At 65.7% G+C, this 13,883-nt stretch carries 16 protein-coding genes; 10 read left to right on the top strand and 6 right to left on the bottom strand.

Going from position 1 to position 13,883, the window contains the following annotated elements:
* Window positions 1-13 precede the first annotated feature (13 nt).
* Window positions 14-1,264 (top strand): 3-oxoacyl-ACP synthase KasB, encoded by a 1,251-nt coding sequence (kasB, locus tag VEI45_RS14155; RefSeq protein ID WP_324854199.1) that lies wholly within the window; start codon window positions 14-16, stop codon window positions 1,262-1,264.
* Between the two features lie 388 nt (window positions 1,265-1,652).
* Window positions 1,653-2,513 carry a cyclopropane mycolic acid synthase family methyltransferase gene (locus VEI45_RS14160; protein ID WP_324854201.1) on the top strand — a complete coding sequence of 287 codons (861 nt, stop codon included), beginning with the start codon at window positions 1,653-1,655 and terminating at the stop codon, window positions 2,511-2,513.
* A gap of 7 nt (window positions 2,514-2,520) precedes the next feature.
* Here the strand turns inward: VEI45_RS14160 and VEI45_RS14165 are convergent, their stop codons facing one another.
* Window positions 2,521-3,531: a prenyltransferase gene (locus tag VEI45_RS14165; RefSeq protein ID WP_324854203.1), complete on the bottom strand. Its 1,011-nt coding sequence runs from the start codon at window positions 3,529-3,531 to the stop codon at window positions 2,521-2,523.
* A 1-nt stretch (window position 3,532) separates the two neighbouring features.
* Window positions 3,533-4,234, bottom strand: a complete 702-nt coding sequence (locus tag VEI45_RS14170; protein WP_324854205.1) for a TetR/AcrR family transcriptional regulator — start codon at window positions 4,232-4,234, stop codon at window positions 3,533-3,535.
* 271 nt (window positions 4,235-4,505) lie between these two features.
* Here VEI45_RS14170 and VEI45_RS14175 point away from each other — a divergent pair, with 271 nt between their 5' ends.
* The 6 genes from VEI45_RS14175 to deoC all read left to right on the top strand — a co-directional run bounded on the left by VEI45_RS14175 (window position 4,506) and on the right by deoC (window position 8,514).
* A complete protein-coding gene (locus tag VEI45_RS14175; RefSeq protein ID WP_324854223.1) occupies window positions 4,506-5,846 on the top strand; it encodes a DUF445 domain-containing protein in 1,341 nt (446 codons plus the stop codon).
* Window positions 5,847-5,933: 87 nt separating this feature from the next.
* Window positions 5,934-6,326 carry a helix-turn-helix transcriptional regulator gene (locus VEI45_RS14180; protein ID WP_324854226.1) on the top strand — a complete coding sequence of 131 codons (393 nt, stop codon included), beginning with the start codon at window positions 5,934-5,936 and terminating at the stop codon, window positions 6,324-6,326.
* Between the two features lie 79 nt (window positions 6,327-6,405).
* Window positions 6,406-6,996 (top strand): heparin-binding hemagglutinin, encoded by a 591-nt coding sequence (locus tag VEI45_RS14185; protein WP_324854207.1) that lies wholly within the window; start codon window positions 6,406-6,408, stop codon window positions 6,994-6,996.
* 171 nt (window positions 6,997-7,167) lie between these two features.
* A complete protein-coding gene (locus VEI45_RS14190) occupies window positions 7,168-7,398 on the top strand; it encodes a DUF2516 family protein (RefSeq protein ID WP_324854228.1) in 231 nt (76 codons plus the stop codon).
* Between the two features lie 4 nt (window positions 7,399-7,402).
* Window positions 7,403-7,843, top strand: coding sequence for a DUF2599 domain-containing protein (locus VEI45_RS14195; protein WP_324854209.1), 441 nt, complete (start codon window positions 7,403-7,405; stop codon window positions 7,841-7,843).
* Window positions 7,843-8,514, top strand: coding sequence for a deoxyribose-phosphate aldolase (gene deoC / locus VEI45_RS14200; protein WP_324854211.1), 672 nt, complete (start codon window positions 7,843-7,845; stop codon window positions 8,512-8,514). Before VEI45_RS14195 ends, deoC begins: the two co-directional genes overlap by 1 nt.
* Window positions 8,515-8,523: 9 nt before the next feature.
* On the opposite strand, the gene VEI45_RS14205 is transcribed toward deoC, so the two are convergent.
* From VEI45_RS14205 to VEI45_RS14215, 3 genes are all read right to left on the bottom strand, one after another.
* The gene (locus VEI45_RS14205; RefSeq protein WP_414687479.1) at window positions 8,524-9,669 is read right to left on the bottom strand and encodes a DUF2993 domain-containing protein; all 1,146 of its coding nucleotides are present in this window, start codon (window positions 9,667-9,669) and stop codon (window positions 8,524-8,526) included.
* 90 nt (window positions 9,670-9,759) lie between these two features.
* Window positions 9,760-10,767 carry a DUF2993 domain-containing protein gene (locus VEI45_RS14210; RefSeq protein ID WP_324854215.1) on the bottom strand — a complete coding sequence of 336 codons (1,008 nt, stop codon included), beginning with the start codon at window positions 10,765-10,767 and terminating at the stop codon, window positions 9,760-9,762.
* Window positions 10,764-11,600, bottom strand: coding sequence for a carbon-nitrogen hydrolase family protein (locus VEI45_RS14215; RefSeq protein ID WP_324854217.1), 837 nt, complete (start codon window positions 11,598-11,600; stop codon window positions 10,764-10,766). Before VEI45_RS14215 ends, VEI45_RS14210 begins: the two co-directional genes overlap by 4 nt.
* 206 nt (window positions 11,601-11,806) lie before the next feature.
* Here VEI45_RS14215 and VEI45_RS14220 point away from each other — a divergent pair, with 206 nt between their 5' ends.
* Window positions 11,807-12,241 (top strand): SRPBCC family protein, encoded by a 435-nt coding sequence (locus VEI45_RS14220; RefSeq protein WP_324854219.1) that lies wholly within the window; start codon window positions 11,807-11,809, stop codon window positions 12,239-12,241.
* A 14-nt stretch (window positions 12,242-12,255) separates the two neighbouring features.
* On the opposite strand, the gene VEI45_RS14225 is transcribed toward VEI45_RS14220, so the two are convergent.
* On the bottom strand, window positions 12,256-12,780 hold the full coding sequence (locus VEI45_RS14225; RefSeq protein WP_324854221.1) for a DUF2505 domain-containing protein: 525 nt from the start codon (window positions 12,778-12,780) through the stop codon (window positions 12,256-12,258).
* 38 nt (window positions 12,781-12,818) lie between these two features.
* On the opposite strand from VEI45_RS14225, the gene VEI45_RS14230 reads away from it, so the two are divergent.
* A partial coding sequence (locus VEI45_RS14230) for a UDP-N-acetylmuramate dehydrogenase (RefSeq protein WP_324854229.1) occupies window positions 12,819-13,883 on the top strand: 1,065 nt, incomplete at its 3' end.

The following is a 13,883-nucleotide window of genomic DNA, read 5'->3' on the forward strand; positions in this document are numbered from 1 at the left end:
ACGAAGCAACGCCATGGCGCAGTTGTCAACCGGAAATGGTTTTCCCGATGTGGTCGTCACCGGTATCGCGATGACGACCGCTCTGGCCACGGACGCGGATAGCACCTGGAAGAAGTTGCTGGACAAACAGAGCGGGATTCGTAAGCTCGATGATCTATTTGTCGAGGAGTTCGACCTACCGGTCCGCATCGGCGGACATCTGCTCGAGGATTTCGACCATGAACTGACCCGGGTGGAACTGCGCCGGTACCTGTTTCTGCAGAAGATGTCGACAAGGCTCGGCCGGCGGGTCTGGGCGAACGCCGGCTCGCCCGAGGTCGACACCAACCGGCTGATGGTTTCCATCGGCACAGGGATGGGCTCGACCGAGGAATGGATCACCGCCTACGACGACATCCGCGTACGCGGTATCAGGGCGATTTCGCCGTTCGGCGTGCAGAAGGCCATGCCCAACGCGGCGGCAGCGGCTGTCGGGCTGGAACATGGCGCCAAAGCGGGGATCACCACACCGGTGTCTGCCTGCGCGTCCGGCGCCGAGGCCATCGCGTATGCGTGGCGCAACATCGTGCTCGGTGAGGCCGACATCGCGATTTGCGGCGGCGTCGAGACCAGGATCGAGGCCGTTCCCATCGCGACCTTCGCTCAGCAGCACTTGCTCTCGACCAACAACGACGATCCGGCCGGCGCGTGCCGCCCGTTCGACAGGGACCGGGACGGCTTTGTGTTCGGCGAAGCGGGAGCGCTGATGGTCGTTGAGACCGAGGAGCATGCGAAGGCCCGCGGGGCCAACATCTTTGGTCGACTGATGGGTGCTGGCATCACCTCAGATGGCTACCACATCGTGGCGCCCGATCCCAACGGCGAACGCGCCGGCCACGCGATCGCCCGGGCGATTGAGCTTGCCGGGCTGAGTCCGCGCGACATCGACCACGTCAACGCGCACGCCACCGGCACCGCGGTCGGCGACCTGGCCGAGGCGAAGGCAGTCAACAAGGCGTTGGGGGCCCACCGGCCAGCGGTCTACGCGCCGAAGGCGGCGCTCGGCAATTCGATTGGCGCCGTTGGGGCGGTGGAGTCGATTCTGACCGTGTTGGCCCTGCGGGACGGCGTCATCCCGCCGACGTTGAACCTGCGCAACTTGGACCCGCAGGTCGATCTGGATGTGGTGACTGACGAGCCGCGCTCGGGTGACTACCGGTACGCGATCAACAACTCCTTCGGCTTCGGCGGCCATAACGTCGCCTTGGCCTTCGGGCGATACTGACACCGCTATCCCATCGTTATTGCTGGGCAGCCCCGCGCGGGTGAGCGTCAAGGTCGTCGAATTCTCTTGCCCTGCTTGCTTTCCGGTGAAGGAGATGCAACATCTCAGCGGCCTCACCGAGACAGGCCTTCGGCGACTCCGCGCCGTCCGACGGCGGATCAATCGCGAACGGCCACGCGCGGTCTGGTTGACGTTGGCAGCCCAGAAGCACGCGGCGACCGGGCTGCAGGCGGCCGGGGTGGTACAGTACCCGCTTGAATGTAAGGCCAAGGCCGGGTTCGCACATTGCTTTTACTGAGCGATACGGCAGCTGCCGGCCAGCACGCTTTAGCGGATTAGCGTGCTCGACGTCAGATCGACAATGTTAAGGGTGAGGTAGCTGCCGCAAATGTCAAACTTGACGCCGTTCTACACAGAGTCGCAATCGATCTACGACGTTTCAGACGAATTCTTCTCGTTATTCCTCGACCCCACCATGGCGTACACCTGCGCATACTTCGACGGCGATGATATGACCCTCGAAGAGGCGCAAAACGCCAAGTTCGATCTGGCGCTCGGCAAGCTCAACCTTGAGCCAGGGATGGCGTTGCTGGACATTGGCTGCGGTTGGGGCGGCGCGATGCAGCGAGCAATCGAGAAGTACGACGTCAACGTTATTGGCATCACACTCAGCCGCAACCAGTGCGAGTACAGCAAGGCCCGGCTGGCCAAGATCCCGACCGGACGCAATGTTGAGGTGCGGCTGCAAGGCTGGGAAGAGTTCGACGAAAAGGTCGACCGGATCGTCACCATCGGCGCCTTCGAAGCGTTCAAAGCCCAGCGGTACCCCGCTTTCTTCCACCGGGCATACGACATTCTTCCCGATGACGGCCGGATGTTATTGCACACGATACTGGCGCACACGCCGAAGTACTTCCGGGACAACGGCATCGCGGTGACGATCAGCGACCTGAAGTTCATGCGGTTCATCGGGAAAGAGATCTTCCCTGGCGGCGAGTTACCCGCCGTCGAAGACATTGTTGACTTGTCAGAGGCCACCAATTTCGCTGTGGAACGGATCCAGTTGCTCCGCCCGCACTACGCGCGCACGTTGGACATGTGGGCCGCCAATCTGCGGGCCAACCGCGAACGCGCCATCCTCATCCAGTCCGAGGAAGTCTACGACCGCTACATCCGGTACCTGACCGGCTGCGCAGACTTCTTCCGGCGAGGCATCACCAACGTCGGTCAGTTCACCCTGACCAAATAGCAGCAGGCTAGAAGGCGTGCAGCAGCGCGCCGATAGCCAGGCCTACCACTAGCAATGCGCCCGCTTGGCGCACGTGCACCCAGGCCAGCGCCGCGTACCACAGTGGCCAGACCGGGTATTTGGCCGGCGGCTCGTCGGGCGGCGGGCGCCGGAAATAGGGCCACACCTTGACAAGTCGGGGCAGCGCCACGACGACAAGCAACGCCGGCCACGGCATCGCTTTGGCCAGCACTGCCGCCGCAATCAGCAGGTAGAACCCGACCATCATGCTTAGCGTCACCGCGCGAGCACGAGCTTCCCCGAAGATCACCGGCAGCGTGCGGATGCCAAGGGGCTCGTCGTAGGGGATCTTGTCGATGTGCTTGCCCATCAGGACCGTCGTACACAGCAGTCCGTAGGGCAGCGACGCCAGCAGGACATCCCAGCCGACGTTGCCGACCGCTGAGTAGTACGTTCCGCACACCATCAGCGGACCCCAGACCACCAGCACGTCCGGCTCGCCGAGACCGCGCTTTTTGAGTCGTATCGGCGGCGCGGTGTAGGCGACGCTGAGCACGAAGCCCGACAATGCGAAGGCCACCACGGGCCAGCCGCGCGCCCACGTCAGCACGATCAGGATTGCCAGGTCGGCGATGTTCACCGCGGCGATCGCGATCAGCAAGGTGCGGCGGCTGACCAGCCCCGAGAGCACCGGGTGCGGGGCGTAGAGAGCGCGCGGGTAACTGGAGCTGTCGGTGCCGGTCTGGGTGTCGAAAAGGTCGTTCATCAAGTTATTGGCGGTGTGCGCCAACAGGATTCCGGCGATTGCGAGAACGAGCCAGCGCCAATCGAATCCCGGCTGGCCGATCGCCAACAGCGCCGCGACCAGGCCGGCGAACAGGGTCATCGGCAACACCGCGGCGCGGGTGACGACAATCCAGCGGGTGACCAGGTCGACCGGCCCGTCCGGCGGCGGATTAGTGGTGCGCAGGGCATAGCCCCAGGAGCTGAGCCGGGAACGTACTGTCAGGTGAGTCATATCAGGAACCTAGCGGCGGCACGATCGGCGACGGATGCGGTTGGCCGCGGAATTTCTCCACCGAGCCGGCGACCTCGACGATCCCGCACAGCGCGCTCCAGCTCAGCATGGTCAGGTAGTCGATCAGGTCGTCGGCACTCATCCGGGGGTCGAGCAACCACGAGTGGGTGGCCAGCTGGACGCCGCCGACGATGTGGTAGGCCCACGGCTCCACTCCGCCGACGTCCATTCCGGCCGCTTTCATGCGGCGGCGCAGCACCACCGCCAGCATGCGGGCAATGATTCGCTCGGAGTCGGCGATCACCTTGCTCTTGCTGGCCGAGCTGTTGGCCATCACGAACCGGTACGGCTCCGGCTCGTTTGCCACGGTTTGCACGTACACCCGGATGATCTCGCGGGTCAGCTCGAAGCCGTCCAGGTTCGACGACATCGCCGCCGACATGTTGGGGATCAGGGTGATTTGGGCGAACCGCATCATCACCGCGGTCGTCAGGTCGTTCTTGTCGACGAAATACCGGTAAAGCACGGTCTTGGAGACACCGATCTCACTGGCGATCTCGTCCATGCTCACGAAGCGGCCACGCCGTCGGATCGCGTCGATCGTCCCGTCGATCAGCTCATTGCGGCGTTCCACCTTGTGCTGGTGCCAACGTCGCTTCCGGCCATCAATTTTTGCCGTCCCGGCGGGGACCTGCTTTGCCACTATCCGCTGATTCCCATTCACTAAATGCTCTTGATAGTACGACTTATCGACGCGGCTTTCTCGCCTCGCACCTCCTAAGACGGAGTTTCGTTGTTGGACCGGTAACAGTTACCGCCCCCGATCGTCCGGCTTTCTGCCCAAGCGGATCGTGCCCGCGGAGGGCGCGCATTGTTGCCGAACAGCAACGCGGATAGCGGATGATGGTGTGGTGGCAGTCGGACTGAACGGGAGACCCACTCCGGGACCCAAACACCGAGCCGATTCGCGGAGCCTGCGGGCGGCGCGCATTGGTCTGGCAACGCTTCCGACACCGGAGCCCCGCAAACCCGCGTCCTTCGCCGAGTCGTTCGTCGGGGCCGATCCGCAAGCTGATGCCGAGCGGCGTCGCGGACTGCGACGAATGAAAGTGGTGGCGCTGAGTTTTCTGGTAGGCGCCACCGCGGTGTTCCTGGGCTGCCGGTGGGCGCAGGCGGGCGGTACGGCGCCCGCCTGGGTGGGTTATGTGGGGGCCGCCGCGGAGGCCGGCATGGTCGGTGCGTTGGCGGACTGGTTCGCGGTGACCGCGCTGTTCAAGCACCCGCTCGGGATCCCGATACCGCACACCGCGATCATCAAACGCAAGAAGGACCAGCTGGGCGAGGGACTGGGCACCTTCGTGCGGGAGAACTTCCTTTCCTCGCAGGTGGTGGAAACCAAGCTTCGCGACGCGCAGATCCCGAGCCGGCTGGGCAAGTGGCTGTCGGAGACCTCGCATGCCCAGCGGGTGGCCGCCGAGAGCGCGACCGTGCTGCGGGTCATGGTGGAACTGCTGCGCGACGACGACGTCCAGCACGTCATCGACCGGATGATCGTGCGGCGCATCGCCGAGCCGCAGTGGGGTCCGCCGGTGGGCCGGGTGCTGGCCACGTTGCTGGCCGAGAACCGCCAGGAGGCGCTGATCCAACTGCTGGCCGACCGGGCATTTCAGTGGTCACTGAACGCCGGAGAGGTCATCCAGCGGGTCGTCGAGCGCGATTCACCGAGCTGGTCGCCCCGATTCATCGACCATCTCGTCGGCGACCGTATCCACCGCGAGCTGATGGACTTCACCGACAAGGTGCGCCGCAACCCAGATCACGAGTTGCGCCGGTCGGCGACGCGGTTTCTGTTCGAGTTCGCCGACGACCTGCAGCACGACGAGGCGACGATCGCGCGCGCTGAAGCGGTCAAAGAGCAGTTGATGGCCCGCGAGGAGGTCACCAAAGCGGCGGCGACGGCCTGGAAGACGCTGAAACGCCTGGTACTCGAGGGTGTGGACGACCCGTCCAGCGCCTTGCGCACCCGCATCACGGACGCGGTGGTGCGCATCGGTGAATCGCTACGCGATGACGCCGATCTGCGGGACAAGGTCGACAACTGGATCGTGCGTGCCGCCGAGCACCTGGTCGCCCAGTATGGGGTCGAGATCACTGCGATTATTACCGACACCATCGAGCGCTGGGACGCCGAGGAAGCCAGCCGGCGCATCGAACTGCACGTCGGCCGTGACCTGCAGTTTATCCGGATCAACGGTACGGTCGTGGGCTCGCTGGCCGGGCTGGCCATCTACGGGCTGGCGCAGCTGCTGTTCTGAGCACTTGCTAACAAGTGCTTGCAAAAGTTAGCACCAGGTTTTACTGTGGGGCTCGTCCGCACCGATTGTCCGACACGAGGAGTCGCCATGCCGCAGGAAGAGAAGCTTGCCGCTGTGGTGTCGACCGCTGCGTCCGACATCGGCAGCTTCATCAGGGCGCAGCGTGAGGCGGCCCAAGTGTCGGTGCGACAGTTGGCGGAAAAAGCCGGTGTCAGCAATCCGTACCTCAGCCAGATCGAGCGCGGGTTACGTAAACCGTCCGCCGATGTGCTGAAGCAACTCGCTAAGGCGCTGCGGGTTTCGGCCGAGGTTCTCTACGTGCAGGCTGGAATTCTCGAGCCGAGCGAGTCCAGCGAAGTCCGCGACGCTATCGTCACGGACACGGCGATCACCGAACGGCAGAAGCAGGTGCTACTGGACACCTACACGTCCTTCGTTCAACAGAACGAAGCTGCCGGGGAGGGGAATGCGCCTGCGTAGACCCGCATAACCCCCACGAGCTCGTGACATCGAGCAATGCCAACCGATTGACACAACGAAAATCACGAAAGGAAACACGATGGCCGAGAACACGACCATTGACGACCTGAAGGCCCCGCTGCTCGCCGCGCTGGGTGCCGCCGACCTGGCCCTGGCCACGGTCAACGACCTGCTCGCCGAGCTGCGTGAGCGTGCCGAAGAGACCCGCACCGACACCCGCAGCCGGGTCGAGGAGAGCCGTGCCCGCCTGACCAAGCTGCAGGAGGATCTGCCCGAGCAGCTGCGCGAGCTGCGCGAACGGTTCACCGCTGACGAGCTGCGCAGCGCCGCGGAAGGCTATGTCGAGGCGGCGACCTCTCGGTACAACGACCTGGTCGAGCGCGGTGAGGTTGCTCTCGAGCGGCTGCGTAGCCAGGCCGGCTTCGACGACGCGTCGGCGCGTGCTCGCGAAAGCGTCGACCAGGCGGTCGAGTTGACTCAGGAGGCGCTGGGCAATGTTGCCTCGCAGACCCGCGCGGTCGGCGAGCGTGCCGCCAAGCTGGTCGGCATCGAACTGCCCAAGAAGGCCCCGGCCAAGAAGGCTGCGGCTAAGAAGGCGCCGGCCAAGAAGGCTGCAGCTAAGAAGGCTGCGGCTAAGAAGGCTCCGGCCAAGAAGGTCACCCAGAAGTAAAGGCGCCTTCTGCGCTGCGCGGCAGCGGCAGCGCCGACTTGCGTGACACATCGACTCCGAGTCGTCCAGCCGGGTGGCTCGGAGTCGACGTTTTCGGCGTCGCCCGCTTACGCTTATTGAGTGAATCTCGTGTTTATCGTCCTGTTCGTCTTGCAGGTCGCTGTATTCCTGATGACGCTCTACGCCTTCGTGCATGCGGCGATCCAGCGGCCTGACGCCTACACCGCCGCGGACAAGATGACCAAGCCGGTGTGGTTGATGATCTTGGGTGTCGCCACCCTGCTCACCCTGCTGTTGCCGGCGCAGTCGGTGCTGGGGATCGTTGTCGGCGCCTGCGCGGCGGGTGTCTACCTGGTCGATGTTCGGCCGAAACTCCTTGAGATTCAGGGCAAGTCGCGATAGCGGCATGCGAGTTTTGACCCTCGGGGCGACCGCCATCGTCGCGCTGTCGGTTGCCGCGCCCGCATCCGCTGATCCGGGCGCCGCCGGGGCGAGCGGGCCGTCATACCCGCCGCCGTTCGTCGACCACGTTTCTTGGACCCAGTGGTCGCAGTGGAATCACCTGCCCAGCCTGCGGGTCTATCCGACGGCGTCCGGCCGTGCGGCCGCCAAGACCCTCGGTTCGGCGGGGCCCGACGCCGACGAGGCGTGGTCCGAGGTGCTCGCGCTGGCGCCGGATGCCGGCACTCCCGGCATGCGCGAGCAGTTTCTCTGCCATTGGGAGTTGGCCGAGGTTCTGCAACCCGGCAAGGCCAGCTGGAACCTGGAGCCGTGGCGGCCGGTCGTCGACGACACCACGATGATCGGCTCCGGATGCAACCCCGGCGGTCCCGAAGAGCGCTTCTGATGCCCGGCCGACCGACCCGCGAACAGGTGGCGGCCCTCGTCGACCACACTCTGCTCAAGCCCGAGGCCACCGCCGCCGAGGTGGCTGCGGTCGCGGCCGAGGCCGCAGCGCTGGGCGTCTACGCCGTCTGCGTCTCGCCGTCGATGGTGCCCGATGCGAACACCGCGGGAGTGCGGGTCGCGGCGGTCGCGGGTTTCCCGTCGGGTAAGCATCTGCCCGAAATAAAGGCACGGGAAGCAGCGCTGGCCGTCGCCTGTGGCGCCAGCGAGATCGACATGGTCATCGACATCGGGGCCGCGGTGGCCGGTCACGTCGACGCGGTGCGGTCAGAGATCGCTATGGTGCGCGCCGCCGTTCCCACCGCCGTGCTCAAGGTGATCGTCGAATCGGCGGCGTTGTTGACGCTTTCTGACGACCAGACCCTGACCGACGTCTGCCGTGCCGCGGAAGACGCCGGCGCGGATTTCGTGAAGACCTCGACGGGTTTTCATCCCGCCGGCGGGGCGTCGATCGCCGCGGTCGCGCTGATGGCCGAGACCGTCGGCGGACGGCTGGGAGTCAAGGCCAGCGGTGGCATCCGCACTGCCGCCGATGCGCTGGCGATGCTCGACGCGGGCGCCACCCGGTTGGGGCTGTCGGGCACCCGCGCGGTCCTCGACGGTCTGGAGTGAGCCAGGACGTCAGAGGTTGGCGAAACAGGGATCCTGACTGTCGCCGGTGGGGATGGTGGCGTTGCTGGTCGAGAACGTGCCCTCAACGCCGGTGCTGGTGACCTTCACGCTGTCGGCGTGAATGCCCAGCGGATAGTTCTGCGTGGCTTTCGAGGTGAGGTCGTCCAGGGCCTTTTGCACCGTATTTGTTGACATCTTGGAACCCAGCGCAGTCAAGCTGACCACTTGCAGCGACAGCCCGTTGTTGACGATCTGCGGCTTGACGGTGGCGCTGTCGAACGCGCCCTTCAGGGACACGGTGCCGTCACCGGGGTTGGTGGTGACGTCACCGGTGACAAAGTTGCCCAGCACCGGGATGGCGTCTTGGATCGACTGCTTGATGCCGTCCGCGGACCAGGTGACGGTGCCGTTCAGCGACCCGATCGTGCCCTGAGAGTTGCTGGTGTTGTTGAGTTTTATGTCGTGGATGTCCAGGCTCACCTTCATGCCCTTGGCCGACCGCACCTGATTGCCGGCGGTCTGCACGGAGATGTCGGTGTAGTGGCGGGTGAGGTATTGCCACAGCACCGGCGGGGCTCCGGCGAAGGACACGCTGGCGCTGTCCTGAACCTCGCACTGGACTGCCTGAGCCACCTTGCTGCTCGCCAGATGGCGGGTATACAGCTCGGCACCGATCGACCCGGCGAGGACCAGCAGCACGACGATCGCCAGGATCAACAGGATCGCCGTCCGGTTACCGAAGAAGCCGCGTTTGCTGGTCACCGGTGTGTCCGGCAACGGCGGCGGTGTGGATATCCGGGTGGTGGGATGTTCGTACGGGGGTGGTGGAGGGCCCGGCTGACGCGGCCGCGGATTGGGTGGCAGACCCGGTTGGTGCGGCGGCCGATTCAGCGGTACACCCGGTTGCTGCGGCGGTGGACCTGGTTGCTGGGGCGGGCGACCCGGCGGCGGCCCGGGCTGCTGCGGCCGTGGGACATCACGGCTGGCCGGATCCGGCGGGCGGCCGCCGTGGCGGATTTGGCGAGTGGGTGATTCAGACGGCGGCACCGCGGGCTGACGGCGTGGCGGCGTACCGCGGTTGGGGGGTCCGGCCGGCCTGGTCGGACGAGCCCATTCCGATGGGTCGTCGCTCGATGGTCCTCGCGAGTTCGTCATCAGCGCGATTGTTCCGCATCGGCAGGGGGACGTCGAAGGCGTTCACGTCGTCGCATCATGGCGTCGGTCCTGTACCCGTGATCGTCTGCATTAAACATGGGCGAAGCAGGGATCGGTCTGGGCTGCCGGGATCGAGGCGTCGCGCGTCGAAAAGTGGGCCACCACACCGTCATTGGTGACCTGCACACTGTCGGCGCGAATACCCAAGGGATAGTCCTTGGTCAGCGCCGAGGTGAAGGTTTCCAGCGCCGATTGCGCGGTCTCGTGCGGCAACGTGGCGCCCATCGCGGTGACCTTGACGACCTGCAATGACAGCCCGCTGCCGGCAACCTGCGGTTTGACGGTGACACTGCCCAGGCTCAGTGCGCCGTTGAGTTCGATGGTGCCGGCACTGGTGTTGGTGCTGACGTTGTTGATCAGGCCACCGACGAACGGAACACCATCTTGCAAGGTTTCCTTGATGCCGTCCGATGTCCAGGTGATGGCGGCGTCCAGCTCGCCGATGGTGCCCTTTGAGTCGCCGCTGCCGTGCAGGTCGACGTTGTTGATGTTGATGTCAGCCGTCATGCCTTTGGCGTTGCGAATCTGGTGTCCCGCGGTGTGGATGGAGATGTCGCGGTAGTGGCCGGTGAAGTGTTGCAACAGAAACGGACTCGGACCGAAGGACACTTTAACCTGGTCCTGCACCACGCATTCGGTGGCCGCGGCCACCACACTGTCGGCACGGTTGCGGGCATAGAGCTCGCCTGCGATCAGACCGGCGACGGCTAACGCCGCCACGATGACGAGAACCAAGATGATCGACACTGGATCGCCGAGGAAGCGGCGGCGTTTGGTTTTCACGGCAGCTGGCGGGTCCTGCGACGGCGGCTGGCCGTATGGCGACGCAGCCGGGAATTCCAGGGTGGGCGAAATGGTCTGGCGCGGCGGCTTGGCCGGTGCTTCATGGGCGTGCTCGACATGCAGTCCACCGTGGCCCAGCGCCACCTGGGTGGTTGGCGACTCGGCTTGCGGCGCAGGCTGAGTGGGCGTGCTCTGGCTGCCCGGACGAGCCCATATCGACGGGTCCTGGTGTGGGGGTCCCTGCGGATTCGTCACCCGGGCGATTCTGCCCTATCACCATGAGCAAACGCTGAGTGGTTGCGCAGCACTGCGATCGTTTCGCGAGCTTGCGCCACCCGATCGATAGCGATATCGGTGATCAGCAACTGTGGGTCGGCTCCGGCCGACGCCACCACGTCGCCGAAGGGTGAAACCACCAGGCTGCCGCCCACCCCGGTCGGTGCCGTCGATGCCAGCGGCTCACCGGGGTCGGCTTGGCCGGCCGCGACGACGTAACTGGTGGAGTCCAGCGCCCGTGCCCGGGCCAGCAGCGTCCACTGCTCCAGCTTCCCTCGCCCGGCAGCCCACGACGCGCTGACGGCCATCAGTTGGGCACCGCGGCGCGCCAGCGTGGTGAAGAGCTCCGGGAAACGAATGTCATAGCAGGTGGTCAACCCCACCCCGAGGCCGTCGACGTCGATCACCACAGGTTCGCGGCCGGGCGCGACGGTGCGCGACTCGGTGAAGCCGAAGGCGTCATACAGGTGGATCTTGTGGTAGTGGGTGTCCGGCCGATTGGGGGTGCCCGGCCCCGCTGGACCCACCGCCAGCAACGTGTTGTAGACCCGCCCGTCGTCGGCCGGGCTGAACATGCCCACGATCACCGTGATATTCGCGTCGGCCGCGATCCGGCGTACGCCGTCGGCCCACGGGCCGTCGACCGGCTCGGCGATCGGTGCCAACGGAACCCCGAACCGGCACATGGTCGCCTCCGGGAACACCACCACCCGCGCGCCGGCCTCAGCGGCCCGCCCGGCGTAGTCCCGCACCAGCTGCAGGTTGTCAGCCGGATCGGTGCCAGACAGGATCTGCGCCACCGCAATCCGCATGACCGCCAGCCTAGGGGCGATCGCAAGCGCGGCGGAGCCGGGCGCGGCGGGTCGCCCCCGGATGCCGCCTAGGGCGATCGCAAGCGCGGCGGAGCCGGGCGCGGCGGGTCGCCCCCGGATGCCAGAATTCATTGACCTAGCGAAGGAGAGACCATGACGGTGGACAACCGGATACCGGCAGCACGTAGCGGGAGCAAGGCGGGCGGATGATCGAGTTCACTCTCACGCGTACCACGACGGCGCCGATCGAGACAGTGTTCGATGCCCTCACTGACCACCGCGCGATCGCGGACCACGTGTGGGCGTGCCGTCGCAGCACGCTAGATCGCGAGGGGATCCCCGCCCCAAACGGTGTCGGTGCGATCAGACGCCTCGAGGCGATCGGGCCCGCAATCGTCGAAGAGATCACCGAGTATCAGCGACCCACCCGTTACGCGTACAAGTTGCTCTCAGGCGCGCCGGTCCGGGATCACGTCGGCACGATCGAGCTGCGCGAAGCAGGAACCGGAACTGCGGTCAGCTGGCACTTACGGTCGACGCCGAAGATCCCCGGTGTCGACCGGCTGTTGCTGCCGGTGCTCAAGAAGGTGATCGACGAACTCTTCAAAGGCGGCATCACCGCCGCCGAAGGCCGTGCATAGACGTGACCGACTGATCAGGCGGTTTCGCCGATCCACGTGGTGGTGAAACGCTGCTCGGCGATCAGCAACTCGACGAGTTGGTTACCGATGAAGTTCTCCAACTTGCCGCCGACCAGCGGGATGCGCACCTCGACGGTGGCCCGGAGCTTCATCCGCGCGCCGCCCGACTCCGCTAGCGGCTCCAGCACCGCGTTGCCGGTCAACGATGCCGGCGCATCCAGGATCGAGCCGGTGATGGTCGCGGTCGCCGAACCGTTGGTGACCGGCTCCCATTTCTCCTCGCGGCGGATGTGCAGATCGCCGCGGTGGAATTGGGCGATCACGCCCGGGAGCCGGTCGCTGCGCAGCACCTGCGTGGTGATCACGTCGATGCTGCCGTCATCTCCGGATGGACCGCCGACTTGCATCGAATCCAGCGCGGTGTCGTCGGCGCCCGAATCGGCGAGGCGGGCCAGCCAGTACTCCTCTTCGCTGAAGGCCTGCAGAACCTTTTCGACGCTGACCGCATAGTCGGTGGACATGTCGAACGAACGCGGCATAGCAGGTCAGGCTACCGTGAAGGCCGATGAAAAAGGGCCTGAAAAGGGACGATGTGGGAACGCTTTTCGCCGGCGCGCGCGTCGACGAGGCGGTGCCGCTTGCACCGCTGACCACCTTGCGAGTCGGTCCGGTCGCGCCGCGCGTCATCACCTGCACCAGCACCGAGCAGGTGGTCGCCACGCTCCGCCAGCTCGACGGCGAGGGTTGCCAGCCGCTGCTGGTGTTGGCCGGGGGCTCGAATGTGGTGATCGCCGAGACGCTGACCGATCTGACCGTGGTGCGGTTAGCCACCGACAACATCCGTGTCGACGGCAACATCGTGCGGGCCGAGGCCGGGGCGGTGTGGGACGACGTGGTCGTCGCGGCCATCGCCGCGGGCCTGGGCGGGCTGGAGTGCCTGTCGGGCATCCCCGGCTCGGCCGGCGCCACCCCGGTGCAAAACGTCGGCGCCTACGGAGCCGAGGTAGCCGACACCATCACCCGGGTCCGGCTGCTGGACCGGCGCAGCGGCGCGGTGAGCTGGGCGGCGCCCACCGAACTGGGGTTCGGTTATCGCACCAGCGTGCTCAAACATTCCGACGCGGCCATCGTTTTGGAGGTGGAGTTCGCGCTGGACGTGTCGGGTCGCAGCGCGCCACTGCGCTACGGCGAATTGGTCGCGGCGCTGGATGCGACGGCCGGGGAGAGCGCGGATCCCGCGACTGTCCGTGATGCGGTGCTGGGTTTGCGCGCCCGCAAGGGCATGGTGCTCGACCCGGCCGACCACGACACCTGGAGTGTGGGCTCGTTTTTCACCAATCCGGTTGTCGCACCGGAGTTTTACCAGAAGCTGGCCAGCAGCGTCGACCGGGCAGTGCCGCACTATCCGGCTCCCGACGGCGTCAAACTTGCCGCCGGCTGGCTAGTCGAGCAAGCCGGCTTCGGCAAGGGCTATCCCGACGTCTCAACCGCGCGCTGTCGACTGTCCACCAAGCATGCGCTTGCTTTGACGAATCGCGGCGAGGCCAGCGTCGACGACGTGATTTCGCTGGCGCGCACCGTGCGAAACGGAGTACGTGATGTGTTTGGTGTCACACTGACACCCGAGCCGGTGCTGGTCGGC

This window comes from Mycobacterium sp. (assembly GCF_035623875.1).
Taxonomy (GTDB): domain Bacteria; phylum Actinomycetota; class Actinomycetes; order Mycobacteriales; family Mycobacteriaceae; genus Mycobacterium.